Origin of the sequence: Actinomyces oricola (assembly GCF_004104015.1) — a bacterium.
Lineage (GTDB): Bacteria > Actinomycetota > Actinomycetes > Actinomycetales > Actinomycetaceae > Actinomyces > Actinomyces oricola.
This window is the reverse complement of the sequence record NZ_RYFV01000022.1, coordinates 21541-46392: the sequence shown is the minus strand read 5'-3', so window position 1 is coordinate 46392 and position 24852 is coordinate 21541. Positions and strand designations below refer to the sequence as shown.

Sequence of the window (24852 nt, the reverse complement as noted above, 5' to 3'; positions counted from 1 at the left end):
GGGCCGTCGCCGCCCCTGACGGCCCGGATGACAGCGCAAAGCTGGGGCAAAAGTTGGGGCAGGGGACCGAGTGAGGGACAATGCGTCGTCTGCGTCGTCATTGACGACGACGGCGCCCTGGGCGGCGTTGCCCTAACCTACAAGCTACTACAAGCTACAAGGAGAGCCACGATGGCTGAGGAGACCACCGATGTCTTGGCGGCGATCATCGAGATCACGTCCGAGGAGTCCGGCGTCCCGGTCGAACAGATCACCCGTGAGACCCGTTTCGCCGAGGACCTCGACGTTGACTCCCTGGGGCTGCTGACCATCGCCACCCAGGTCGAGGAACGCTTCGGCGTCACCTTGGAGGACTCCCTCATCCCCGCCTTGCCGACAGTCGGCTCGTTGACCGACCTGGTTGTGGCCGCCAGGCCCTGAGCGCGTGGCGAGTAAGGCGACTCCAGGGGCGCGCGGCGTCGTCGTCACCGCGGTGGGAACCACTAACCCGCTCGGCGGCGACGCGGCCTCCACCTGGTCGGCGCTGCGCGAGGGTCGCTGCGCCGTGCGCACCCTGGACGCCGCCTGGGTGGAGGAGTACCGCCTCCCAGTGCGCATTGGGGCGCCACTGGCAGTCGACCCCGCCCAGCAGCTGACTCCCAAGCAGGTGCGCCGCCTAGACCGGGCCAGCCAATGCGCGCTTATCGCCGCCCGCGAGGCCTGGGAGCAGGCTGGGGCCCCGCAGGTTGACGCCGAGCGGTTAGCCGTGTCCATCTCACCGGGGATGGGGCCGATCCTCTCTGTCATGGGGGCCTGGGACACCTTGCGCGAGCGGGGACCCCGCCGCGTCCTGCCCACGGCCGTCCCCGCCCTCATGCCCAATGCGCCCGCCGCCACCGTCGGCATTGAACTGGGCGCGCGCGCAGGCATCCACGCACCGGTCTCCGCCTGCGCCTCAGGGGCCGAGGCCATTGCCTTAGGGGCCGACCTTATTGCTTTGGGGCGGGCCGACATTGTCGTGGCAGGTGGAACTGATGCCGCCCTGCACCCCATGACCGTGGCGTCCTTCGCCGCCATGCGAGCCCTGTCGGGCCGCAACGAGGACCCGGCCACCGCTTCGCGCCCCTTCGCCTCCGACCGGGACGGCTTCGTCCTGGGCGAGGGGGCCGGCGTCTTGATCCTGGAGTCTGCCGAGCACGCCACGGCCCGGGGCGCTGAGCCCTTGGCCGTCCTGGCCGGGGCGGGGGTGAGCGCCGACGCCTACGACGTCGCCCGCCCTGAGCCCTCAGGGGTTGAGCAGGAGCGGGCGCTGCGGATGGCGCTGGGACGCGCGGGCATTGAGGCGGGCAGTGTGGCGCACGTCAACGCTCACGCCACCTCCACCCCCGTTGGGGACGTGGTTGAGGCCGAGATGCTGGCCCGGGTGGTCCCCAAGGCCGCTGTCAGCGCCACGAAGTCGGCGACCGGGCATCTGTTGGGCGGTGCCGGGGGCCTGGAGGCGGTACTCACGGTCCTGGCACTGGGCTGCTCGTGGGCGCCGCCAACCCTGCTGCCCAGTGGCCTCGATGAGCGGGTGGTGGAGCTGGGGCTCAATGTGGTGGGCCCCGGTGGGCAGGACCTGGCCGGGGCGCCGGCCGCGGTCAGTACCTCCTTCGGTTTTGGTGGCCACAATGTGGCCCTGGTCTTCACTCGAATAAGCTGTTGAGGACAGCGGGTGGACTCCCCGCCCGGGAGTGGAGCACCTGCCGGGGCGAGGCGGCTCCATGCGGGGCTCCTACCTGGGGGCGGAGCGTTCAGCCGACGCGGTGCAGCCAGCGCACCGGGGCCCCGGCGCCGGCGTAGCGGAAGGGCTCAAGCTCGTCGTCCCACGCCTGCCCCAGGGCGAGGTTAAGCTCGCGTCGCATGCGCACCGGGTCGTCGGCGTGACGCAGGGCGGCGCGAACCCGGTCCTCAGGAACCACCACATTGCCGTGGACGTCGGTCTGGGCGTGGAAGATGCCCAGATCGGGGGTGTGGGACCAGCGACCGCCGTCCGTGCCGGGACTGGCCTCCTCAGTAACCTCGTAGCGCAGGTTGGCCCAACCGCGCAGGGCGGAAGTGAGTTGGGCGCCGGTCCCCGTGCGGCCCACCCAACTGGTCTCAGCCCGCATCATGCCTGGGGCTGCGGGCTGCTCGATCCAGTCGAGGTGGACACGCGCACCTAGCACCTCGGCGGCGGCCCACTCAATGTGCGGGCACAGTGCGCGAGGTGCTGAGTGCACGAAAAGAACACCGCGGGTGTAGGCACCGTTCACGATGAATCGCCTCCTGGTCGGTTCGAGATTCGTCTTCCCCAACGGTCTCGGTTCCGGCCTGGCGCTCAGTCATGATGCACGCGGCTTGCGCAGGCATTATGGCTCATCGGCCCGGGCGCGGTCTAGGCGCCTCGCCGAAGCCGTTGGGGCATGCCGGCCCGGAACTGCTCCCGCCCTGAGAAGCGGCTGCCCCGGCACCCCAGTAGGGCCAGTAGGGCCTTATACCTGAATACCTGATACCTGCGGCCCCGGGGCCGCGGGCGCCCCGCCTTTTTCAAGAATGGTGGGTCCGGAACTGTCCGGAACTGCGGCCCCCGGGGCCGCGGGCGCCTCACAGGCCCTTGGCCCGCAGGGCCCTCATGGCCTTAGCCCGGTTCTTGCGGTCCAGACGGTCCAGGTAGAGATGCCCGTCAAGATGGTCGCATTCGTGTTGGATGCAGCGGCCCATGAGTTCCTCGCCCTCGATGACAACCGGCTTGCCGTCAAGGTCAATGCCCTCGGCGCGGGCGTACCAGGCCCGTTTGGTGGGGTACCACAGGCCCGGGACGGACAGGCAGCCCTCCTCGCCGTCCTGATACTCGTCCTTAGAGAGTTCAACAATCTTGGGGTTGAGGATGTAGCCGATCTCGCCATCGATGTTCCAGGAGAAGGCGCGCATCCCGACACCGATCTGGTTGGCGGCCAGCCCGGCGCGCCCCTCCTCGTCAACAGTCTCCAGGAGGTCCTCGACCAGCGCCCTCACGGAGTTGTCGATGTCGGTAATCCAGTCGCACTCGGTGCGCAGGATCGGGTCGCCGATAATGCGGATCTCGCGGTATGCCATGACCCCATCCTCGCACGTCCCCGACACCGCGATTCCCGGCCGCCGGGACACCACGATTCTCGGGCGGCGGCTGGGCCCACGGGCGTGCGTCCGCCCTGGTGGCCGTGACCCCGGTAGCGTGCGGTTATGCTTTTTCTTCGACGACGCCATGCCCCTCGTTTGCCGGCGGGTCTCACCGCGCACCTGCCGGCCGGCAGGCGGGTGCTGGCATCGGTGCCCGTTGCCGGCGACGGCGGACGCTGGGCAGTGGCGACGCTGACTCACCTAACGGTCATGGAGGCCGACGGCGTAGTGACCGACGAGCCGTGGAACGCCGTCGAGCACGGTTCGTGGGATGCCTCCGAGCGTTGCTTCACTCTGCGGTGGGCACAGGAGTCCCGGCCGCCCTTGGTGCTCCGGGTGCCCCAGAACCTGGAGGGCGACGCCGGTCGGAAGGGCACTGGCCAAGAGGTCGATGTGGCGCCCTTCGCCCGGGCGTTACGGCAGCGGGTGGAGGCGACCATTGTCCACACCGCCACCCAGGTGCTGCCCAGCGGGCTGAGGGCGACCGCCTCCGTGCGTCTCTCCCCCACCGGTGACCTCTACATGGTCACCTCGCCGACTGAGCCTGCCGGCCTCCCGGAGCCGGACCGGCAGGCGCTAGCCAGACTGCGGCAACGCGTCGGAGATGGTGTGGGTCTGCCCACAGGATGACTTTCCGTTGCGGTTGCGCCACCGGTCGATTTTTCGTCGATTCGACGCACGGCGGCGCGGACTGCTAACGTTCTACCCGCATCACGCACCATTCCCGCGTAGCTCAATGGCAGAGCGTCCGACTGTTAATCGGCAGGTTGCTGGTTCGAGTCCAGCCGCGGGAGCCCACCACGAGCCCCGGCCCCCACGGCCGGGGCTCCGTCGTTCCCGGAGCCGCCCGGGTTACCCCCGGTCATGAGCCACAGAAGTACGTCTATGCTCTCTTAAATCGCGCTATACACGACTAATGAGGTCGCTCGGCGAGCGGCCGTTGCTGGCTCCACCGTCCGCCGCTGGGTCGAGAAGGGCCTTCTTCTCCCTCGCATGATCACTCCCGGTGGTCACCGAGCACCCGGCCAGGCGGGATCCCGCCTGGCTGACAGCTGTGATTGGCCTGCTCTCGGTCGTGATCGGTGGCTTAGTCGCGCCCAGAGTCGTGCGCAACGTCCTGGCGCGCGCCGAGGAGGATCCTGCGGCCGAGCTGCACCCCGAGAACATCCTGTTCTTCAGCCAGCGCGTCCCCGAGGGCTCATACGCGCTCGTCTGCGCGGGGCGGAGGGAACCGCACTTCTGCAACGTCCACCATGTCGCGATCTACATCGGTGATGGTCGGGTGATCCACTCGACCGGCCCAACGACACCCAGGCGATCGCCAAGGGTGCCATCACTCCTCCGGCCGTGCGGCTACTATGAGTTGCCTCTTCTGTCCGACCCCTGCCCTCTCGCTATGCCGTCTTGAACGGCGCCTTCCCCTGCGAGCGATGAGGCTCCCGTTGGGCTTCACAGCGTAGAGGCTGACCACATACAGTAGGAGAACCCATGACCCACAACGATAATAGGGGAGGGCCTCGATGAACCCGGTACTGGAGGCAGTACGGTCGGGCAGCAGAAGGGGAGCGCGCCTGGCGCTGAATCCAACGGTGGAGAACTACAGGAGCATCCGGACCCCCAGGCAGAGCGTGGCGAGGAGCTCCTGGAATCAGGTGGGGAATTCCATCCGCCTGGCGATGAAGAAGGAGCGGCCTACTCCGCGGCCTCGCTGACTTACACGCACATAGGCCCGCTGCCCACACCAGAGGATTTTCTGGGCTACGAGGCAGGTCCTGCCTGGAGCGGCCGACCGGATACTCGCCATGGCGGAGAAGGCTCACGCTGCTGAGATCGAGAACCAGAAGATCACCACCAGAGCCGAGGCCAGGGCCTTCCAGGGAGCTGCCTGGGCTGTCGCGTTCTTCCCATGGCTACTGGGCGTGGCCACGATCGGTCTCCTTATCGCCGGCGAATCCGCCTCAGCTGCGCTGACTGGGCTAGCTGCCGCATTCGCTATCGGTCCCCAGATCATCACAGCTACACGTTCCAAGAAGCAGAGCAAGTAGCGGGCTGATTCTGGTGAGCGAGCCGACGATCGCACCACGGAGGCCCTCACCACCCATACCGGGTGGTGAGGGCCTCTTCCGTGCTCCCCCGGCTGAACTCAGGCGGCAGCACGGCAACCGTCCCGGCCAACCTCCCCGGCCCGCCTCAGGCCTGGCGGGCCATCTGCATGCGGCGGCTCTCCAGACCCACAATCTCCTCGAAGAGTTCACGGTACCCCTGGGCGTCCGGGGACATGCGCCGCTGCCTGGCGCGCAACTCGGCCAGGCGCCGGTTGATGGCCACCCTGGTCAGAGCCGTCACCGCCTCCCCCGCCAGGCGCTGAGCCGCGTCGGTGTCGGCCTCCCCCGCCCCGGCCCGGTTGCGCGGCTCTGGAATGGGCAGCGGAACCACGGCGAGTTCCGTCAGGGCGGCGTCCACAGAGGCGATGGCCCCGGCGCGCACCTGCTCAATCCAGTGGATGGCTGCCCGCCCCACCACCTCATGCTGCCCGGTGCCCGACTGGAGGGCCTGATTCACCAACTCGGGCACTTCTTGGGTACCCCCGGCGGCTTGGAGAGCCTCGAAGACGGCACGGTGAACGGGTTGGCTGAAAGATGCCGGGTCCAGGTCGTCGGCACCGGCCGCGGCGGCGGCCACGGGGAACTGGACCATGACAGCCAGGACCTGCCGCTCCAGTTCAATGACCGGGTCGGTGGACTGCGGCAACCGACTGCTGGTGGGCGCTTTCCCCTGGAAGGGGACCTCCTCGTCGCCGCCGGGGGCCTGCGGCCCCGGGCCCCGGGCGCCGCGACGTTCGGCAAAACGCACGGCTGAGGCCACCTCGGGTTCGGGCATGCCCAGCCATCCGGCTAGGCGGCGCGTGTACTCCCGGCGCAGCGCACGATCACGAATACCGGCAACCACGGGGGCGGCGGCGCGCAGGCCGCGCACGCGCCCTTCGGCGGTGTCCAGGTCGAGGCTGGACAGGGAGGTGCGGATCACGAACTCGAACAGCGGGGTGCGCCGCTCCAGCAACCGCGGGATCGCAGCGTCCCCCTCAGCCATGCGCAGGTCACAGGGGTCCAGGCCGGTCGGCTCTATGGCCACGAAGGTCTGGGCGGCGAAGTGCTGGTCCTCAGCGTAGGCGCGCAGCGCCGCCTTGCGTCCGGCGGCATCGCCGTCGAAGGTGAAGACGATCTCCCCCCCGCGGGCCTGGTGGCCGGTGATCACCCCGGCGGACGGGTCAGCGGCGTCTCCCAGCAGACGGCGCACAATGCGCACATGCTCGCCACCGAACGACGTGCCGCAGGTGGCCACCGCCGTAGGCACCCCCGACAGGTGGGCGGCCATGACGTCGGTGTAGCCCTCGACCACGACAATGCGGTGACTGCGGGCGATCTCCCTCTTGGCCAGGTCCAGGCCGTAGAGCACCTGGTTCTTGTGGTAGATGGCGGTCTCGGGGGTGTTGAGGTACTTGGGGCCCTGGTCCTCCTCGGACAGGCGCCGAGCGCCAAAGCCGACGGTGGCGCCGGTGACGTCCCGGATGGGCCAGATGAGCCGGTCGCGGAAACGGTCGTAGATGCGTCGGCCGTCCTGCCCTCCCTGACTGCACAGTCCAGACTCGACCAGCTCGCGCTCGGTATAGCCGGCGTCGCGCAATCGGCGGGCGAGGTTGTCCCAGCCCGCGGGCGCGTAGCCGACCCCGAAGTGCGCCGCCGCATGGCGGTCGAAGCCGCGGCCGGTGAGGAAGTCACGGGCGTGCTGGGCCTCTGGGGTGGCCAACTGCTCGGCGAACCAGGCCTGGGCCAGACGGTTGGCGTCCAGGAGACGCTGGCGAGTGCCGGGCTCGACGCCGCGGGTGACCTGGCCGCCGTCCTCGTAGCGCAGCTGTACCCCGGTGCGGTCGGCCAGGTACTCGACCGCCTCGGCGAAGCCCAGGTGGTTGATTCGCTGGACGAAGGAGATGACATCCCCGCCCTCCCCACAGCCGAAGCAGTGCCACAGGCCCAGCTGGGGGCGGACATGGAAGGAGGGGGTGCGCTCGTCGTGGAAGGGGCACAGGCCCTTGAGGGAGCCGACCCCTGCGGGCTTGAGGGTCACCTGCTCGCCGACCACGTCCTCGATCCTGGCGCGCTGACGCACTGCGTCAATGTCCTCGCGCTTAATGAGCCCCGCCATGCGCTCATCCTAGGCGAGGCCCGGGGCGCCATTGGGATCGTCCGCTCATCCCGGCTGGAGACGCCGGCCCGACAGGCGCTGACCGGTGCGCACCAACCAGTGCGCACCGGGTCGGCGCGCTTCAGATCTGGGAGAAGCTTCAGACCTGGGAGAACATGCCGCACAGACGAGCGTGCCAGGTGCGGGCCGAGGTATCGGTCAGGGAGGCGATCTGGTCGACCACCACCCGCAGTCGGGCAGCCTCATCCTCGGCCACCCGCCAGTCGCCCGCGAGCGCAGGGTCCAGGTGCTCGCCGCGGGAGGTCATGAGGGCGTCGGCCAGGTCGAAAATGACGGTGCGCTGGCGCAGGTAGACCGGCTCGTGCTCGCGCGGGGCCATTACGTAGTGGACGGCGACGCCTTTGAGTAGAAGGATCTCGGTGGCTGTGGACTCGGGGATGACCAGGTCGGCGCCGTAGCGCGTGAGCTGGCCTTCCCCGTAGACCTCGCGCGTGGCCTCCCCCACCGCTGAAACGAAGCGGCCAATGAGTTCGCTGGTGAGGTTCTTCAACGCCGCGGCGTCTGAGCGCGCCCCGGTGTACGCCCGGATCCAGTAGGGCTGTGCGGATAGGCGCTGCCAGGCCTCGCCCAGCTCGTCGGCGGTGGCCCGTGGCCGGTACCAGGACAGGGTGGAGTCAATGACCGAGTCGATTTCGCCGGCATGGTGGAGCCAGGCGGGGTTCAGGCGCCCCAGGGCGATGGCGTCCTCGACGTCGTGGACGGAGTAGCCGACGTCGTCGGACAGGTCCATGACCTGAGCCTCCAGGCAGCGGCGGCCTGCGGGGGCGCCGGCGCGCATCCACTCGAAGGTCTCCCGGTCGGACTGGTAGACGCCGTACTTACGGGCGCTGGCGCCCTCTGGTCCACCGGGCCCCTGACCCTTGCCCCAGGGGTATTTGGCGACGGCGTCGAGGCTGGCCCGAGTCAGGTTCAGGCCCACGGAGCGTCCCCGCTCGCCCACGGTCTTGGGCTCCAGGCGGGTCAGGACACGGAAAGTCTGGGCGTTGCCCTCAAAGCCGCCAATCCGCTCAGCAACAAGGTTGAGGGCCTTCTCCCCGTTGTGCCCGTAGGGCGGGTGGCCCAGGTCGTGGCTCAGGCAGGCGGCGTCGACTACATCGGGGTCGCAGCCCAGCACCTGCCCCAGGGCCCTGCCCACCTGCGCCACCTCCAGGGAGTGGGTGAGCCGGGTGCGCACGAAGTCGTCGGCCAGGGGGCCCAGGACCTGGGTCTTGGCGCCGAGTCTGCGCAGGGCCGAGGAGTGCAGGACGCGGGCGCGGTCTCTCTCGAAAGGGGTGCGCTGGGGGCTCTTGGCGGGCTCGGAGACGAACCTCTCAATATCGGCGTGGTCGTATCCATGGACGCGGTCGGGGGTCTCGACGGTGTTGCGCAGACCACGGGCCGTCAGGAGCGGCGCTGGGGTCTTTGAGCGGGGCATGGGCTCAACGTAGCGCAGCAAAGCGTTATCGTTTTTGCCAGACCTACCCGCCGATCATATGCTTGCCGATAGGGTAAGGCTGGACTGTTTTGCCTCAGTCAGTCTGATCCACCAAAGACAAGAGCCCGGGCTCATGGCTCGGCGGAAGGGATTGGGCTGCCGTGACCACAAAGACAACCCTCGTCCACCGCGCCTACAGCGGCCCTCTGGAGTGGTGGCGCGACGGACTCGTCTATGAGGCCCCCTTCCCGGAGCTGGGCGCAGCCGACCTTGAGACGGCCGGGATCATCTTGGAGCACGCGGCGTCGCTGGGTTTCCGGGTCGTACTGGTTCGCCCGAGCCTGGTGGACATCGGCACCGCGGACCTGGGCTCTTTCGACTCCTTCACCACCGCCGCCCATGAGCGAAACCTGCGCGTCATTGCCCGCATCTCGGGGGCGCTCGGACCGGTCACCGGCCCCCGCGCCCACAGGGACCACCCCATTATCACCGGTGCGGAAAGGGATGGGGATGGATTGCTGGAGCGGGCCCGCGCGTTCCTGTCCGCCGGGGCCGACGGTGTGGACCTGGGCATGATCGTGCCCCCTGAGGTGGATGAAAGCACTGACCTGGAGGCCCTCACCGAGTATCTCACTGTCCTGCAGGGCCTGGTGGCTGAGCATGTTGAGGACGGCATTATTGGCGCCGACGTTTCCGCCGACTACCCCGAGACTCTGCGCCACCACCTGCAGGACGACTGGCTGCACCATCTGCGTGACGATTCCCTCATGCTGGTGCGCTGGGATCATGAGTCCATCACCGATCATCTCACGCATTCCCTGGCCGAACACGACCGCTTCGGCGCCCCTCCGGCGTGGCGCTGCCTGCCGAGTTACCGCCTCATCCCCGAGAACGATCCCGGGGGCGGTCGCGCCTGGTTCTCCGCGGCCACTGAGGAGCGACGCCGGCGTTCCATCGCCCTGCAAGTGCTCATGCTGGCGCTGCCGGGCGCGGTCTACCTGCGTCAGGGCGACGAGATCAACCTGCTGGACCGGGACAAGCCTCCGCGGCCCCTGGCCCTGGCCGAGACGGTCGCGGAGCACGCACGCACGCAGGCCTATCAGTTCGGCTCACCGTTGGCCACTGTGCGCCAGGCGGTCCACGTGCGCGGCAGGGAGTGCATGGCCAATGCCCCCTTGGCCTTCGTCCGCGGCTTGGAGTGGTGCCCCCAAGAGGTGCTGACGCTGCTGGTGCGCTCAGTGCTGGTGGTGGTCAACACCAGTGACCGGGCGATGATTCTGCCCGAGCACGCCGAGGTGCTGCTGTCCTCCCACAGCCTGGAGCAGCGCGAGGGCCGGCTGCTCCTGCCCCCGACGACAACAGTCTGGTTGCGCGCACTGACGGTGGCCTGAGGCGGCCGGCGAACCTGAGACGGGTTGTCGCGGTCGCTCCGCAGGCGGCGGGTGCGCACGCCATCAGGCACCACTGCGGCGCCCTCCTCGGGCCGCGGTGTCGAGTGCCGCGCAACAGCCGTCTGAAAAGACTTGCAAGAGTTGCGAAACGGGATTACATTTTTTGCCGTCACGGGGCTGAGCCCATGTCACGCCCCTCCCAGATTCGAAGGAGAATCACGGTGCCTCTTAACCGCCGGTCGTTCCTGTCCATGACTGCCATCGCCGCCTCCCTGGCCGCTGTCTCCGCCTGCGGAGCACAGAACGACTCCACATCCTCCGCCTCAGGCTCAAGCACTGATTCTCCGCCTGAACGCGACGCCAACGCCGACCTGGTCATCTGGGCCGACCAGAAGAAGGCGGACTCCATCCGAGACACCGCCACGAAGTGGGGTGAGGAGCAGGGCCTGACCGTGGCCGTCCAGACCGTGGCCAACGACCTCCAGTCGAATTTCATTACCGCTAACCAGGCCGGCAACGGCCCCGACATTGTCATGGGCGCTCACGACTGGATCGGCAACATGGTCCAGAACGGCTCCATTGACCCAGTGAGTCTGACCGACACCGCCAAGGCCAACTACTTCGACGTCGCCCTGGCCGCAGTCACCTACGACGGCCAGACGTACGCCGCTCCCTACGCGGTAGAGACCGTGGCGCTCTTCGCCAACAAGTCGCTGACCTCAGTCAGCGCTCCCACCACCATTGAGGAACTGGTCGACGCCGGCAAGGCCGCCGGCGTGGAGGCCATCCTCTCCCTGCCCGTGGGCGAGGAGGGCGACGCCTACCACATGCAGCCCATCTACACGGCTGCAGGCGGCTACCTGTTCGGCAAGAAGGACGACGGCTCCTACAACCCCGACGACCTGGGTGTCGGCGGCGCGGGCTCCCTCGTGGCGGCCGACAAGATCGGCGCCCTGGGCGCCGACGGCGTGCTCAAGAAGTCCATTACCGGGGACAACGCCATTGCCCTGTTCACTGACGGCAAGGCCCCCTACCTGGTCTCCGGCCCCTGGGCCCTGGCCGACGTTAAGGGTGCGGGCATTGACTATCAGATCTCCCAGATCCCCGGCTTCGCCGACATTGAGGGCTCTACCGCCCGCCCCTTCGTGGGGGTCAACTGCTTCTTCGTAGCGTCCAAGGGCAAGAACAAGGCCTTCGCTGTGGACTTTGTGGCCGACGCCGCGAAGGACTCCACCTTCGCCGAGGCCATGTTCACCTCCAACGAGCTGCCCCCGGCCCAGAAGGACCTGGCCGAGAAACTCAAGACCGAGCACGCCGACATGGTGACCCTGGCTGACCTGGCGGCCAACGCCGACCCCATGCCCGCCATTCCGGCCATGAGCGCCGTGTGGCAGCCGCTGGGGCAGGCCGAGGCCAATATTGTCGGCGGCGCCGACCCCGCCTCAACCATGACCAGCGCCGGCGAGGAGATTAAGAAGAAGATCGGCGGCTGATCCTCAGCTACCACCAGGCCCGGGGAGCGGGAACTCCCTGCTCCCCTGGGCTTCGTGCGCCCCAATCACCACATCCCCACGGGCCCAGGCGACTCCTGACAGGCCCCATTCACCTCTGCCCTCCCCAGGCAACCACACAACCTCTCGGAAAGGTTCCTCAGACAATGACGTCCACCTCCCGCATGGCGATCCCGAGGGAGAAGTCGACAACCCTGGCCTCCATCCTCGGCCGCGTCGTCGTCCTGTCCCTTGCCCTGGCCGCCGCAATCTTCGTTGTTCCCCTACTCATTAAGTTCCAGATGTGGACCTGGCTGGCGATCGTCATCCTGGTCACCGTGGCCATATTCGTGCTGTACTCCACCAAACGCTTCGTCCCGGGCAAGTACCTGTTCCCGGGAACCTTCTTCCTCAGTGTCTTCCTCATCGTCCCCATCATCCTGACCGTTCAGACCTCCTTCACCAACTTCGGTGACGGCTTCCGCGGCACCAAGGAGGAGGCAATCACCACCATCACGAACAACTCCGTGGTCCAGGCCGCCGACTCCCCCCTGTACAACCTCTCGGTAGCCACCACCGGCACCGCGGCGGATGGGCCCTACTCGCTGTTCCTGGTCGACCCCGACTCCGGGGAGGTCCTTTACGGCGCCGATGGCGAGACGGTCGCGAAGGCCGATAAGTCCGCCGTCACCGTCACCGACGGCTTCGTCACCGCCGCCGAGGGCTACACCATCCTCACTCCCCGTGAGGTCAACGCCTACTACGACCAGATCACCGCCCTGACGCTGTCGGTATCGGAGACGAGTGCCATCAAGGTTCAGGGCGTGCGCGCGGCCTATGAGGGCGTCAAGACCCTCACCTATGACGAGGCCACCGACACCATCACTAACAACGACACCGGCGTGACCTATACGGTCCAGAAGATCGGCACCTCGGAGTTCTACGCCGACGCCGACGGCAACAAGCTCCCCCAATCCTGGAAGCAGAACGTGGGCCTGGCCAACTACTCCCGCCTGTTCGCGGACTCCAACATCGGGGCCCAGTTCTTGAAGGCCTTCGCGTGGACCGTGGTCTTCGCCTTCTGCTCGGTGTTCTTGAGCTTCATCGTCGGCTTCTCCCTGGCCCTGGTCCTCAATGACGAGCGCATCAAGGGCCGCAGGCTCTACCGCTCCTTCCTGCTGCTGCCCTACGCCGTGCCTGGATTTATTTCCCTGCTAATCTGGTCGAACTTCTACAACCAGGACTTCGGCCTGATCAACGAAACGCTCCACCTGTCCATCCCCTGGCTCTCCGACCCGACCATGGCCAAGGTCGCCGTGCTGCTGACCAACACCTGGATGGGCTTCCCCTACATGTTCATTGTGTGCACCGGCGCGCTGCAGTCGATTTCCTCCGACGTCAAGGAGGCCGCCAAGATGGATGGCGCCACCGGCATGCAAACCACCATTAAGATCATCGCCCCCCTGCTACTGGTGGCCGTCGCCCCCCTGCTGGTGAGTTCTTTCGCCTTCAACTTCAACAACTTCAACGCCATTGAACTACTCACCCAGGGCGGCCCCTTCGCCCCCGGGGAGTACGCCCGCGGCGGCACCGACATCCTCATCTCAATGATTTTCCGTATCGCCTTCGGCGGCTCGGGAGCCGATTACGGCTTCGCTTCAGCGGTGTCGGTGGCGCTGTTCGTCATTACCGGCGTCCTGGCAGTCGTTCAATTCCGCGCCACCCGGGCCCTCGAAGACATTAACTAATCTCAGAGAAGACGAATCACCATGAGTATTTCACCATCCACCACCGGGGCCGATGCGCCCGAGAATCACATGTCCTTCGGCCGCTGGCTGCGGGAGATCGGCTGGCGCCACCTTGTTGGCGTTCTCGCCCTCGTCTTCGCCGCCTTCCCCATCCTCTACGTCATCTCGGCTTCTCTTAACCCCGTGGGCACGGTCGCCTCCACCGGCCTGATCCCCTCACAGGTTAGCCTGACCCACTACCAGACCCTGCTCTCAGGGGCCAAGGGCCCCTTCCTGCAGTGGTACCTCAACACCATTATCATCTGCGCGGTTGTGGCTGCGGTCCAGATCTTCTTCTCCCTGTTGGCCGCCTACGCATTCTCCCGCCTGCGCTTCAAGGGGCGCCGTGGAGGCCTGCTGGCCCTGCTCCTGATCATGATGTTCCCCGCCACACTGTCCATGATCGCCATTTACAACATGATCTCCGACATCGGCCAAGTCATTCCCGCGATCGGCCTGAACACCCTGACCGGCTACAGCCTGGCCCTCATGGGTGGGGCGCTGGGCCAGGTCTGGCTCATCAAGGGCACCTTCGACACTATTCCGAAGGAGCTCGACGAGGCCGCCATCATTGATGGCTGCAACCACTGGCAGGTATTCCGCATTATCCTGCTGCCCACCCTCAAGCCGATTATCGCGACCACCTTCCTATTGGCCTTCGTGGGCATTATCTCCGAGTTCCTTCTGGGCTCGATCTTTCTGACCGACAACTCCAAGAAGACTCTCGCCGTAGGCCTGTACGGCCTGCTCTCCGGTGACCGCTCCAACAACCTGGGCGTTTTCGCCGCGGGCGCCGTCATGACAATGGTGCCGGTCATCGCCCTGTTCCAGTTCCTTCAGCGCTACATTGTGGGCGGCTCCACCGCGGGCGCCGTCAAGGGCTGATCGATATGATCACCGGCTCGCCTGTCGACCTCCTGACGCAACCCCACCACGACACCGGTCCGGCCTACCTACGCGGGCGACGAAGCCCCGGCGCCCGGCTCACGGCCAGGCTCTGGGTACCGGCCCCGCGCGCTCCCGAACAGGTCGTGCTGCGTCAGGTGGTCGACGGCGAGCCGGCGATCTCCCTGCTGGAGCCGACGGACACCAGCCGGGCCGGAACCTGGTGGGAGGGCAGCGTCCACCTGGTCAACCCCGTCAACCGCTACCGCTTCCTCCTCCTGGAGCCCTCCAGCCCCACCCCCTACCTGTGGTGCCACGCCGCCGGGGTGAGCGACCACGACGTCCCCGACGCCACCGACTTCCAGATCCTCACCCACGACGAGGCGCCCACCTGGGTGGCCGACGCCATCGCCTACCAGATCTTCCCCGACCGCTTCGCCGCCCACACCGACCCCGCCGACCGCGAACGCCCCCAGTGGGCCCGGCCCCACGCCTGGCTCGACGAGCCGCCCCAGACCAGGGAGTCGGCTTACGCCTGGTACGGCGGGGACCTGGATGGCATCGCCGACCATCTTGACTACATAGCCGAACTGGGCGCGGACATTATCTACCTCACCCCGGTCTTCCCGGCCGGCTCCACGCACCGCTACGACTCCACCACCTTCACGCACGTCGATGAACTCCTGGGCGGGGATGAGGCCCTGGCCCGACTGAGCCAGGCCATACACGCCCGCGGCATGCGCCTGATACTGGACTTGACCACCAACCACACGGGCGCCACCCATGAATGGTTCACCGCCGCCCAGGCCGACGCCTCCTGCCCGGAGGCGCACTTCTACACCTTCACCAGCCACCCCGACCAGTACGAGGCCTGGCTGGACGTGCCCTCCCTACCGCGCCTGGACCACCGCAGCTCCGAACTGCGCACCCGCCTGCTGCAGGGCCCCGATTCTGTGACCGCCCACTGGCTGCAACCGCCCTACAGCGCCGACGGCTGGCGCACCGACGTGGCGAACATGACCGGGCGCAGAGGAATGGTCGACCTGGCCCACCAGGTTGCCGCCGACATGCGCGCCACCATGCGCCAGATCGAGCAGGCCACCGGCCGCCGCCTGTGGCTGGTGGCCGAGCACGGGCACGACGCCTCCGCGGACCTGACCGGGCCCGGCTGGCAGGGCACCATGAACTATGCGGGATTCACCCGCCCCCTGTGGGCTTGGCTCTCGAATCCGGACCCGGCTGACGGCCTGACCTGGCTGGGCATCCCCACCCCCCTGCCCCACCTGAACGGGGACGCGATTGTGCGCGGCGTGCGGCAGTACACGGCCCAGATGCCGGCCACCAGTCTGCTGCGCTCAATGAACTTGCTGTGCTCCCACGACACCCCGCGGACGCGCACCGCCCTGGGGTCGCGTCCGGCGCACCTGGTGGCCGCCACCGCCCTTTTCACCGCCCCGGGCGTGCCCACCGTCTTCGCCGGGGATGAGCTGGGCGCCACCGGCCGCAACGGGGAGCACTCACGTACCACCATCCCCTGGCAGCGCGACGAGTCGGGTCACGAACTCCCTCACGTGGGCGCCACAGGCTCCTGGGGGCCGGTGGATCATGGGACCCTGGCCCGCTACCGGCACCTGGCCGCCATGCGCCGCGAGCTGCCGGCTTTGAGACGGGGAGGACTTCGATTCGTCCACGCTGAGGCTGACCTCGTAATCTGGGTGCGTACGCACCCGGATGGGGACGTGCTGGTCGCCCTGGCCCGCGATGCCGCGGACGCCGTCCGACTCCCGCTCCGCCTCCTCCCCGCCGCAGGGGTGGAGGATATTGAGGTGTTCGACGGTGCTCATGGACGCGTCACCGGGTCGGATGACGCCCAGCCGTGCTTGGTCATCGGTGCACACGCCCCCGGCTCCGTCGTCGTCAAGCTCCGCCCCGGGCCATAGGCCCCGCCTCCTTGTCCGCTACCCAGGAGATCCCATGCAGCAGCGCATTACACTGTCTCACATCGCGGAGCAGGCGGGTGTGTCCACCGCGACTGTTTCACGGGTTCTCAATGGGAAGGACAATGTCGCTGAGGCGACCCGGCGCCAAGTATTAGTCGCCCTGGATCTGCTGGGCTATGAGCGCCCCGAGTCCCTGCACCAGGCCTCCCGGGGGCTGGTCGGATTGATCGTGCCCGAGTTGAGCAATCCGGTTTTTCCTCTCTTCGCCCAGGAGATCGAACAGCTCTTGGCGCCCACTGGGCACACCCCCCTGCTGTGCACCCAGAGCCCAGGCGGTACCAGCGAGGACGAGTACATTCAAATGCTGGTTGACCGAGGCGTGGCCGGCATTATCTTCGTCTCGGGGCGCCACGCCGACACCAGCGCGGATGTAACCCGCTACCAGCGGCTGCGTGAGCGGGGCATCCCCCTGGTGACCATCAATGGCAATGCCCCCACCATTAAGACCCCCGGTTTCGCTACCGACGACCGCGCTGCGGCACGCATTGCCGTGGAGCACCTGGTGAGCCTGGGGCACCGGCGGATCGGGCTGGCCATGGGCCCGCTGCGCATGGTTCCAGCCCAGCGCAAGCGCTCGGGCTACGAGGATGTTATGACCGCAGCCCTCCCCGAGGAGCCGCTGCGCGTCGTCGAGACGCTCTACACCTATGAGGGCGGCATTAACGCCGCCCACCAGCTCCTGGCCCAGGAATGCACCGGCATTGTCTGCGGCTCGGACATTATTGCCCTGGGTGTCATCCAGGGTGCGCACGCCCTGGACAAGTCCGTGCCGCAGGACGTCTCGGTGATCGGCTATGACGACACTCCTCTGATCCCCATGGTCAACCCGCCACTGACCACAGTGCGCCAGCCGGTGGTAACGATCTGCCAGGCCGCGGTGACAACGCTCATGACGGCCATGGGCGGCCAGGAGGTTTCCGACACCGAGATGCTCTTCGCCCCCGACCTCATTGTGCGCGGCTCGACCGCAGTGTGCCCCCCGGCCTGACCAGACCCCCTGACCGGCCTACGACGGGCCAAACGACTAACCCCCGGGGGCGCGGGCCGCCCGGCTCCATCGGCACGCCCCAAGAGGATTGGCGCGTGAGGGGTGCTACCCCCTGCGGCGCGGGCCGCTCACACCCGGTGGGCAGCAGTCGGCGGGGCGGGCGGCGGGGGCCGCACGGCCCCTTAGCGCGACCAGGTGCGAGCCAAACGCGATCCCAGCTGGGCCACCCGCGCCTCCAGGGCAGCCGGTCCCGCACTGAGCCACCCGTCCCCGCCAGGCCCCGGGGACTGAAGCGAGTAGGCGCCCAACAGGCCTACTGCGGCCAGTTCGCTGCGGGGCACGGCCGCCAGGCCCGCCACCAGCACTGCGGGCAGGGCGTGGGTGGCGGCCGCCCGGCCGGCGATGGCGGGCACGCCATAGTCCGGGACGTCATATGCCTCCCCGGTGGCGGTAACCACCAGCTCCTGGCCCTCCACCGCCCGCTCCAGGCCCACAAGCCGGCCCATGACCTGGGCGCCGGGTAGCGCCCGCGCCCCCAGTGCGCGCAGCACCAGGGCGCAGCCGCCGGCGGCCCCCGTCCCCCAGGTGGTCGCCGACAGTCCAGTCCGGTGCCCGCCGTCAGCCCCAGGGCCGAGCAGGGGCGGCCCGGCAACGGGCCCCTCTTCGCCGGCGGAGGCGAGGGCCGCCTGCCCCGCCAGGCGCATGGCCGTGGCGCAGGCGCGCCGATCCAGGTCCTGGGCCCGGTGAGGGGGCAGACCCGCCAGTGAGGCCAGCGCCTGCCCGGATCCGGCCAGCCCGCCCAGGGCGACGCCGTCGGCTAGCGCCAGCACGACGTCGCGCCCCGCCACAGCCCTCCAGGCGCCCTCGACGCCGCCCCAGGCCTCAATCATGCCGAGCCCGCCATCGTGCACGGCGCTGCGGTCCAAGCCCACCACAAGAGTGTCGGCCGGGCCGGTGCGGGCCAGGGCCTGGGCCACCAGGATGCCGAGCCCCTCGGACGTGCCGTGAAGGGCCTCCTGGGCGGCGGCATCGGCCTGCTCCGGCAGGGGCGCCCAGGCCGCGGCGTCAAGCCACCAGGTCGATCCGGCCGCCGCCACCCGGGGGTTGGACAGGCGCACCAGGGCGGCCTCACGATCCTGGTCCAAGGGCCCGGGCGCCTTCAGGTTCTCCTTGGCGACAATGCGCTCGGCGGCTATGGCCTGGGCACTGCCCGCAGCGCCGTCACCCAACGGCAGCATGGTGAGCACATCGGCGGGGCGGGCCTGCGACCACCCGTAGGCCAAGGCCCGGACCACGCCCTGGGCGGCCAACCCGAGCCCGGGTACGGGGACGCCCCCGGGCTCGGGGCGCATGGCGCCAGGGGCCAGAAGAACCCTCACCTGCCGGTCATTCCGCGACCGCCCCGCCCAGGCGGGCCAGGAGCAGCGCCTCGGCGACCACGACGCGCTCGAGCTCGCCCAGGTGCATGGACTCGTCCTCGCTGTGGGCGCGCGAGTCGGGGTCCTCAATACCGGTAACCAGCACCTGCGCATCCGGGAAGGTCTCCTGGAGGGTGGCGATGAAGGGGATGGAGCCGCCCTGACCAATGTCCACGCTGGGGGTGCCCCAGGCCGCCTCCAGCGCCCAGTGGGCGGCGCGCCCGGCAGGGGTCTGCGAGGAGCCGTCGAAGGCGGGGCCCGCCTCCCCCAGGACCACGTTCAACCGGGCGCCGAAGGGGGTGTGCGCCTGGAGGTGGGCGGTGAGAGCCTCAAAGGCCTCCTGCGGGTCCTGACCCGGGGCAATGCGCATGGACAGGCGCGCTGTGCAGGAGGGGGCCAGAACGTTGCCGGCCAGCTGCAAAGGGGTGACATCCATACCGATGACGGTCAGGGTGGGTTTGGTCCACAGGCGGGCGGTGAGATCACCCGTGCCCACCAGCTCCACCCCGTCGAGCATCCCGGCGTCCATGCGGAAATCGGCCTCCGAGTAGTCGGGGAAGTCAGGGCCGGCTTGACAGTGGCAGACCAGGCCGGGTACGGCGACGTCGCCCGCCTCATTGTGGAGGGTCGCCATCAGGCGGCACATGGCAGTAGTGGCGTCCATAATGGGGCCGCCGTATTGACCCGAGTGCAAGGCGTGGTCCAGGACCTCCAGGCGTACATCAACCTGGATAACGCCACGCAGGGAGGTGGTCAGGGCGGGGGCACCGACCTTCCAGTTCGAAGAGTCGGCCACAACGATGACATCGGCCTCGAGGCGTTCGCGGTGGGCGGCCAGGAAGTTCTCGAATGAGGGCGAGCCGACCTCTTCCTCCCCCTCAATGAAGACGGTCACCGAGCAGGGCAGGGAGTCCTGGCCCAAGGCCGCCAAGGTGCGCAGGGCATGGACGTGGGCGACGATCCCGGCCCCGTCGTCGGCGGTGCCCCGGCCGAAAAGACGGTCGCCGCGACGCACGGCGGTGAAAGGATCGGGCTGAGCCCAGCCCTGCGGGTCTCCAACGGGCTGGACGTCATGGTGGGCGTACAAGAGCACATGGGGGCTGCCGGCAGGTCCCTCACGGTGGGCCAGCACCGCTGGGCGGCCAGGGGCGCCGTCGGACCCGGGGGCCGAGCAGATCTGGGCCTCCATGCCGGAGGCGGCCAGGAGGGCGGCCACATGCTCGGCGGAGCGGGCCACCTGGGCCTGGTCGTGGCCGGTGGCGGAAACGGAGGGGATGGCAACCAGTTCGGTGAGGTCCTTGACAATGGTCGGGAAAGCATCGTGCACGGCAGTGCGCACACTGTTGACTGTGATCATGGTTTTCAGCGTAGCGCGGGAGAGCCGGTACCCTGTGCTGCGTGAGACTGTTCAAGAAGCGCGACAAAGCCCCGGAGCCCCAGGCCGCGCCAACGCCCCCCACCAAAGTCGGTGGCAAGGGGCGCCCCACCCCCAAGCGTAAAGTCGCCCAAGCCCGCAAGCTGCACCCGGTGGTGCCCGCCGACCGCAAGGCCGCCAAGAGAGAAGCAGCCGCCAAACGCAATGAGGCCTGGGAGAACCAGCGCCGCGCCATGGCCACCGGCGAGGAGCGTTACCTGCCGGCACGGGACAAAGGCCCCATCAAGCGCTACATCCGCGACTACATCGACGCCCGCTACTCGCTGGGCGAGACCTTCATGCCCCTGGTGGTAGTACTCCTCGTGCTGACCTTCACCCTGCAATCCCGTACCGCAACGGTGACCCTGACTGGGACGCTCATTATCTACCTGCTGTTCTTCGCCTCGATCATTGACACGATCATCTGCTGGCTCACGCTGCGCAAGCGCCTACGGGCCAAGTTCGGTCAGGACAAGCTCGCCAAGCAGGGCCTGATCTTCTGGTACATCTTCGGCCGCTGCTTCAACATACGCCGTCTTCGCCAGCCCGCCCCCCAGGTGGGGCGCCGCGAGTACCCCTCCTAGGAGCCTGCAGCAGCCACCGCCAACAGGTGGTGATCCGCTCCTGGGCAGCGGGCCCGCGCAAGCTGCGCGGCCCCGAGGGCCCCAGGGCTCATGCTGTTCCCCTGCCGCCCAGTCTTCTACTCTGGTGCCATGGTTGCTTACCGGCGTCTTGGCTCATCTGGATTGAAGATCACGGAGATTACGTACGGAAACTGGCTCACGCACGGCTCCCAGGTGGAGACCGACACCGCCCTGGCCTGCGTGCACCGCGCCCTGGACCTGGGCATTACCAGCTTCGACACCGCTGACGTCTACGCCGACACCGCCGCGGAAGAGGTGCTGGGCCGGGCGTTGGCGGGCCAGCGTCGCGAGTCCCTGGAGATCTTCACCAAGGTCTACTGGCCCATTGGCCCCAAGGGCCCCAACGATGCGGGCCTGTCGCGCAAGCACATTATGGAGGGCATTGACGGCTCACTGCGCCGCCTGGGCCTGGAGTACGTGGACCTCTATCAGGCGCACCGCTACGACTATGAGACCCCGCTGGAGGAGACCATGCAGGCTTTCGCCGATGTGGTGCGCTCCGGCAAGGCTCTCTACATTGGCGTCTCGGAGTGGACGGCCGAGCAGATCCGCGCCGGCGCCGAGTTGGCCGTCCAGATGGGATTCCGTTTAGTGTCCAACCAGCCCCAGTACTCGGCCCTGTGGCGTGTCATTGAGGACAAGGTCGTGCCCACCAGCCGGGAACTGGGCCTGGGGCAGATCGTGTGGTCGCCCATGGCCCAGGGTGTTCTGTCGGGCAAGTACCTGCCGGACAAGGAGCCGCCGGCCGGTTCGCGCGCCACCGACGACAAAGGCGGGCAGAAGATGATCTCGCGCTGGATGCGCGCGGACGTCCTCACCGCCGTCCAGAAGCTGCGTCCCGTGGCCGAGCAGGCGGGTCTCACCATGCCTCAGCTGGCCATCGCCTGGGTGCTGCAGAACCGGGACGTCTCGGCGGCCATTGTGGGCGCCTCACGCCCCGAACAGTTGGAGGAGACGGTCAAGGCCTCCGGCGTGGAACTGGACGCCGACGTCCTTCAGGCCATCGATGCCGCCTTGGCCGGGGTCATTGAGCGCGACCCGGCTAAAACGGTCTCCCCGGAGAAACGGCCCGCCTGAGGCGCTGGGCCGGCCCACAATGGGCCGGCCCGGGTCCTCCGCCGTAAGTAGCCGGCTCTGGGCGGCCCCGCTCAGCGCGGTGGGCGGATGGTGGCCAGGGCCCGGTTGAGCCGCCCGGGCCAGGCCGGGCCGTTGTAGATGAACGCGGTGTAGGCCTGGAGCAGGTTCGCCCCGGCGTCCAGCATGAGTTCGGCGTCCATAATCGAGCTAATGCCGCCCACGCCAATAATGGTCGGCTCCTCCCCCAGGCGGGCGCGCAGGCGGCGCACCACCTCCAGGGAACGCGGCAGCAAGGGCGCCCCGGACAGTCCCCCCTCCCCCAGGTCGTGGTCAATGGTGGTGTTGGTGGCAACCACCCCGTCCAGTCCCATGCTCAGCACCAGGTCCGCGACGGCGTCAATATCCTCGTCAGCCAGATCGGGGGCGATCTTGACCAGAAGGGGGACGTGACGGTATGCGGCCTCGTCGGCGGCCTGTCGTACGGCGGCGAGAACGGGGCGCAGGGCCTCGACGTTCTGGAGGCTGCGCAGGCCCGGGGTGTTGGGACTGGAGACATTGACAACCAGGTAGTCGGCCCAACGGGCCACCTTGGAAGCGGAATAGCGGTAGTCCGCCACGGCGTCGTCCAGGGGCGTGGTCCTGGTCTTGCCAATGTTGACGCCCACAACGATGCTGCGACCCCGTTTGGTCGAACGCAGGCGGCGCAGGCGGCGGGCGGCCTCGTCGGCCCCGGAGTTGTTAAAGCCCATGGAGTTGCGCACAGCGCGGGTGCGCGGGTAGCGCCACATGCGCGGCTTGTCGTTGCCGTCCTGAGCCTGGGCCGTGAAGGTGCCGACCTCGATGAAGCCGAAGCCGAGCATATCCAGGCCCTCGATGGCCTTGCCCTCCTTGTCCATGCCGGCGGCCAGCCCTAGAAGCCCAGGCACCGGGCGGGCGAAAGGACCGCCCTGGTTGGCACTGGGCACCGGGAAGACGGGGCGCCTCCCCCAGGCCTGGCGGACCGCGTCGCGCAGGATCGGGACCTTGCTGGTCACCTCAATGGCGTCCATGCACACGTCGTGGATCACCTCGGGGTCAATACGCGTCAGGACGGTCTTGTACAGCAGGTCGTAGAGCACGGGTCCAGACTACCCGCGAAAACCCACCGCTCGGCCCCGGGCGGGGCCGCCGATCCTCTCGCCCGCCGGCACAGGCAGGGCCGCCGGCGCGGGCAGGGCCGGTCGCGTGATCGTCGGCGCCGCCGATGCGCTTAGGCGGGCGGGTGTCTACCGTAGTGGCTATGAACGCGCCTGAGAAGCTGCCCGATCCTGAGAACGTTGTTATCAAGGGCGTCCGGGATGAGCCCAATGCGCAGGACGGCAGGCGGGTCCTGGTGGATAGGCTGTGGCCCCGGGGCGTGAGCAAAGAACGTGCCGCCCTGGACGAGTGGGCCAAGGATGCGACGCCGTCGACCGCCCTGCGCCGAGCCTTCCATGCCGGGGATCTGTCCTGGGAGGAGTTCGCGGCGGCCTACCGGGCCGAACTGGACGGCGACCCGGAGGCGGCTGGCGCCGTGGGGCGCCTGCGCGCTGAGGCGCTCGCGGGCCGGGTCACACTGCTGGTCGCGGCCAAGGATCGCATTCACTGTCATGGGCGCGTACTCCGGGCGGCCATTCTGGGCTCGCCGGAAGACGTGCTCTAGAGGTGGTGCGCAACTCTTGGTGCGCACGGTGTGGCGCCTATGCGTCCGACATGGCTCAGGACCATACGCCTGCGCCGTCGTAGGCCTGCACCATTGTGTGAGACTGCGTCCATGCGCGTCGCCGAGATCGCTGAGCTGACTGGAACCACGGTGCGCACCGTGCGCTACTACCACTCCCTGGGACTTCTGCCGGTGCCCCCGGTGCGGGGAGGCTGGCGAGACTACGAGCTAACCCATGTGGCACGGCTCTCGCGCATCCGCTGGCTGGTCCAGGCCGGGGTGCCGCTAGGTTCAATCGCACGCATCCTCGACGCTGACGCCAGGGCTCCCGCAGAACCGGCGGTCAGCGGCAGGAGCAGCGCCGACGCGGCTGACTCGCCGGCGGCCACCTCCAGTGATCGGCACGCCGACAGCAACAACAGCAACAACAGCGACAACAGCGGTGACGGCGGCGGGGACGAGAACCGTGAAAGCACCGACGGCGCCTGCCGCGATGGGAAGCGGGACCGTGTTGCCGTCGATCTGGCAGGGGCCCTGAAAGCGGTTGAGAAGCACCTGGCCGACACCGCCCGCCAGCGCGACATGCTCGTGGCGCTGTTGGAGCGCGCCCGTGAGGGCTTGACGGTCTCCCCCATGCCCACGCGCATGGTGGTTTTCTTCGACCGCCTTGAAGCCGCTGCTCCCGACGAGCACACCCGCGCCGCCGTGCGCCGCGAGCGCGATGTCACCGACTTGGCCTGCTATCGGGGCCAGATGCCGGCCGAGGCCGAGTTCCTCTTCTTCGATCCGCAGCCGGAGAATGACGCCTCCATCTTGGAGGCCTATGGGCAGGACGCCTCCGCCTTGTCCGACGAGCAGGTCGGGGAGCGTGCCGATGTCAATGTTCGGCGCATTGAGACCGTGCTGAGACCGGAGCGGCTCAGGGCCCTGGCCCGCAGCGTGGACAAGGAGGCGGTGCGCTCTTTCTTCCGCCTCGCCTCCAGGGTTGAGCCCTTCGATGCTCGCCTGGGTGCGGCAATGGAAAGGCGGCTCTTGGAGGCCATTGACCGGTGGAGCAAGGCGGAGTAATGCGGGGCCCAGCGGGCACGGGCCTGCGGTGCTCGGCCCCAACGGCTCTTCCTTGCCTGTGACGCGGCGTCACACCTGAAAATGGGATGCGGGTACGGGCCCCGGGCCCCGGTCATCCGCCACGCATTAAACGCGCCGCTGTCCGCGCGCCGGACGCACCTGGAAGGAGATAG

At 68.3% G+C, this 24852-nt stretch carries 21 protein-coding genes and 1 tRNA gene; 15 read left to right on the top strand and 7 right to left on the bottom strand.

Annotated elements, in window-relative coordinates:
- Positions 1–171: 171 nt before the first annotated feature.
- Complete coding sequence (locus EUC46_RS09265) at positions 172–420, top strand: acyl carrier protein (protein WP_128773880.1); 249 nt, start codon at positions 172–174, stop codon at positions 418–420.
- A gap of 4 nt (positions 421–424) precedes the next feature.
- Positions 425–1684 carry a beta-ketoacyl-[acyl-carrier-protein] synthase family protein gene (locus EUC46_RS09260; protein WP_206645950.1) on the top strand — a complete coding sequence of 420 codons (1260 nt, stop codon included), beginning with the start codon at positions 425–427 and terminating at the stop codon, positions 1682–1684.
- An 88-nt stretch (positions 1685–1772) separates the two neighbouring features.
- On the opposite strand, the gene EUC46_RS09255 is transcribed toward EUC46_RS09260, so the two are convergent.
- Positions 1773–2273, bottom strand: coding sequence for a DUF3145 domain-containing protein (locus EUC46_RS09255; protein ID WP_128773878.1), 501 nt, complete (start codon positions 2271–2273; stop codon positions 1773–1775).
- A gap of 331 nt (positions 2274–2604) precedes the next feature.
- Positions 2605–3096 carry a peptide deformylase gene (gene def, locus EUC46_RS09250; protein ID WP_128773877.1) on the bottom strand — a complete coding sequence of 164 codons (492 nt, stop codon included), beginning with the start codon at positions 3094–3096 and terminating at the stop codon, positions 2605–2607.
- 126 nt (positions 3097–3222) lie between these two features.
- Here def and EUC46_RS09245 point away from each other — a divergent pair, with 126 nt between their 5' ends.
- The 3 genes from EUC46_RS09245 (at position 3223) to EUC46_RS13465 (ending at position 4434) form a co-directional block, all read left to right on the top strand.
- Complete coding sequence (locus EUC46_RS09245) at positions 3223–3789, top strand: hypothetical protein (protein WP_241655511.1); 567 nt, start codon at positions 3223–3225, stop codon at positions 3787–3789.
- A gap of 92 nt (positions 3790–3881) precedes the next feature.
- A tRNA-Asn gene (locus EUC46_RS09240) sits at positions 3882–3953 on the top strand.
- A 103-nt stretch (positions 3954–4056) separates the two neighbouring features.
- The gene (locus EUC46_RS13465) at positions 4057–4434 is read left to right on the top strand and encodes a MerR family DNA-binding transcriptional regulator (RefSeq protein WP_128773890.1); all 378 of its coding nucleotides are present in this window, start codon (positions 4057–4059) and stop codon (positions 4432–4434) included.
- 915 nt (positions 4435–5349) lie between these two features.
- Here EUC46_RS13465 and dnaG read toward each other — a convergent pair.
- Together dnaG and EUC46_RS09225 are read right to left on the bottom strand one after the other, a co-directional pair.
- On the bottom strand, positions 5350–7362 hold the full coding sequence (dnaG, locus tag EUC46_RS09230) for a DNA primase (protein WP_128773876.1): 2013 nt from the start codon (positions 7360–7362) through the stop codon (positions 5350–5352).
- A 139-nt stretch (positions 7363–7501) separates the two neighbouring features.
- Positions 7502–8836 carry a deoxyguanosinetriphosphate triphosphohydrolase gene (locus EUC46_RS09225; protein WP_128773875.1) on the bottom strand — a complete coding sequence of 445 codons (1335 nt, stop codon included), beginning with the start codon at positions 8834–8836 and terminating at the stop codon, positions 7502–7504.
- 161 nt (positions 8837–8997) lie between these two features.
- On the opposite strand from EUC46_RS09225, the gene EUC46_RS09220 reads away from it, so the two are divergent.
- The 6 genes from EUC46_RS09220 (at position 8998) to EUC46_RS09195 (ending at position 17377) form a co-directional block, all read left to right on the top strand.
- Positions 8998–10227 (top strand): alpha-amylase family protein, encoded by a 1230-nt coding sequence (locus EUC46_RS09220; RefSeq protein ID WP_128773874.1) that lies wholly within the window; start codon positions 8998–9000, stop codon positions 10225–10227.
- 221 nt (positions 10228–10448) lie between these two features.
- On the top strand, positions 10449–11720 hold the full coding sequence (locus tag EUC46_RS09215) for a sugar ABC transporter substrate-binding protein (protein ID WP_128773873.1): 1272 nt from the start codon (positions 10449–10451) through the stop codon (positions 11718–11720).
- 164 nt (positions 11721–11884) lie between these two features.
- The gene (locus EUC46_RS09210) at positions 11885–13465 is read left to right on the top strand and encodes an ABC transporter permease subunit (RefSeq protein ID WP_128773872.1); all 1581 of its coding nucleotides are present in this window, start codon (positions 11885–11887) and stop codon (positions 13463–13465) included.
- Between the two features lie 21 nt (positions 13466–13486).
- Positions 13487–14389 (top strand): sugar ABC transporter permease, encoded by a 903-nt coding sequence (locus EUC46_RS09205; protein WP_128773871.1) that lies wholly within the window; start codon positions 13487–13489, stop codon positions 14387–14389.
- Between the two features lie 5 nt (positions 14390–14394).
- Complete coding sequence (locus tag EUC46_RS09200) at positions 14395–16329, top strand: glycoside hydrolase family 13 protein (RefSeq protein WP_128773870.1); 1935 nt, start codon at positions 14395–14397, stop codon at positions 16327–16329.
- A 34-nt stretch (positions 16330–16363) separates the two neighbouring features.
- Positions 16364–17377 carry a LacI family DNA-binding transcriptional regulator gene (locus tag EUC46_RS09195; RefSeq protein WP_128773869.1) on the top strand — a complete coding sequence of 338 codons (1014 nt, stop codon included), beginning with the start codon at positions 16364–16366 and terminating at the stop codon, positions 17375–17377.
- 182 nt (positions 17378–17559) lie between these two features.
- Here EUC46_RS09195 and EUC46_RS09190 read toward each other — a convergent pair whose 3' ends face one another.
- Both EUC46_RS09190 and EUC46_RS09185 read right to left on the bottom strand, forming a co-directional pair.
- Positions 17560–18756: a glycerate kinase gene (locus EUC46_RS09190; protein WP_128773868.1), complete on the bottom strand. Its 1197-nt coding sequence runs from the start codon at positions 18754–18756 to the stop codon at positions 17560–17562.
- A 7-nt stretch (positions 18757–18763) separates the two neighbouring features.
- Positions 18764–20152, bottom strand: coding sequence for a dipeptidase (locus EUC46_RS09185; protein ID WP_128773867.1), 1389 nt, complete (start codon positions 20150–20152; stop codon positions 18764–18766).
- A 41-nt stretch (positions 20153–20193) separates the two neighbouring features.
- Between EUC46_RS09185 and EUC46_RS09180 the strand changes: the two genes are divergently transcribed.
- Together EUC46_RS09180 and EUC46_RS09175 are read left to right on the top strand one after the other, a co-directional pair.
- Positions 20194–20793 (top strand): DUF3043 domain-containing protein, encoded by a 600-nt coding sequence (locus EUC46_RS09180; protein WP_128773866.1) that lies wholly within the window; start codon positions 20194–20196, stop codon positions 20791–20793.
- Between the two features lie 129 nt (positions 20794–20922).
- On the top strand, positions 20923–21930 hold the full coding sequence (locus EUC46_RS09175) for an aldo/keto reductase family protein (RefSeq protein WP_128773865.1): 1008 nt from the start codon (positions 20923–20925) through the stop codon (positions 21928–21930).
- Between the two features lie 71 nt (positions 21931–22001).
- Here EUC46_RS09175 and EUC46_RS09170 read toward each other — a convergent pair whose 3' ends face one another.
- Complete coding sequence (locus tag EUC46_RS09170; protein WP_128773864.1) at positions 22002–23048, bottom strand: quinone-dependent dihydroorotate dehydrogenase; 1047 nt, start codon at positions 23046–23048, stop codon at positions 22002–22004.
- A 161-nt stretch (positions 23049–23209) separates the two neighbouring features.
- Between EUC46_RS09170 and EUC46_RS09165 the strand changes: the two genes are divergently transcribed.
- Together EUC46_RS09165 and EUC46_RS09160 are read left to right on the top strand one after the other, a co-directional pair.
- Positions 23210–23611, top strand: a complete 402-nt coding sequence (locus EUC46_RS09165; RefSeq protein ID WP_206645949.1) for a DUF488 domain-containing protein — start codon at positions 23210–23212, stop codon at positions 23609–23611.
- A gap of 111 nt (positions 23612–23722) precedes the next feature.
- On the top strand, positions 23723–24679 hold the full coding sequence (locus tag EUC46_RS09160; RefSeq protein WP_128773863.1) for a MerR family transcriptional regulator: 957 nt from the start codon (positions 23723–23725) through the stop codon (positions 24677–24679).
- Positions 24680–24852: the final 173 nt, after the last annotated feature.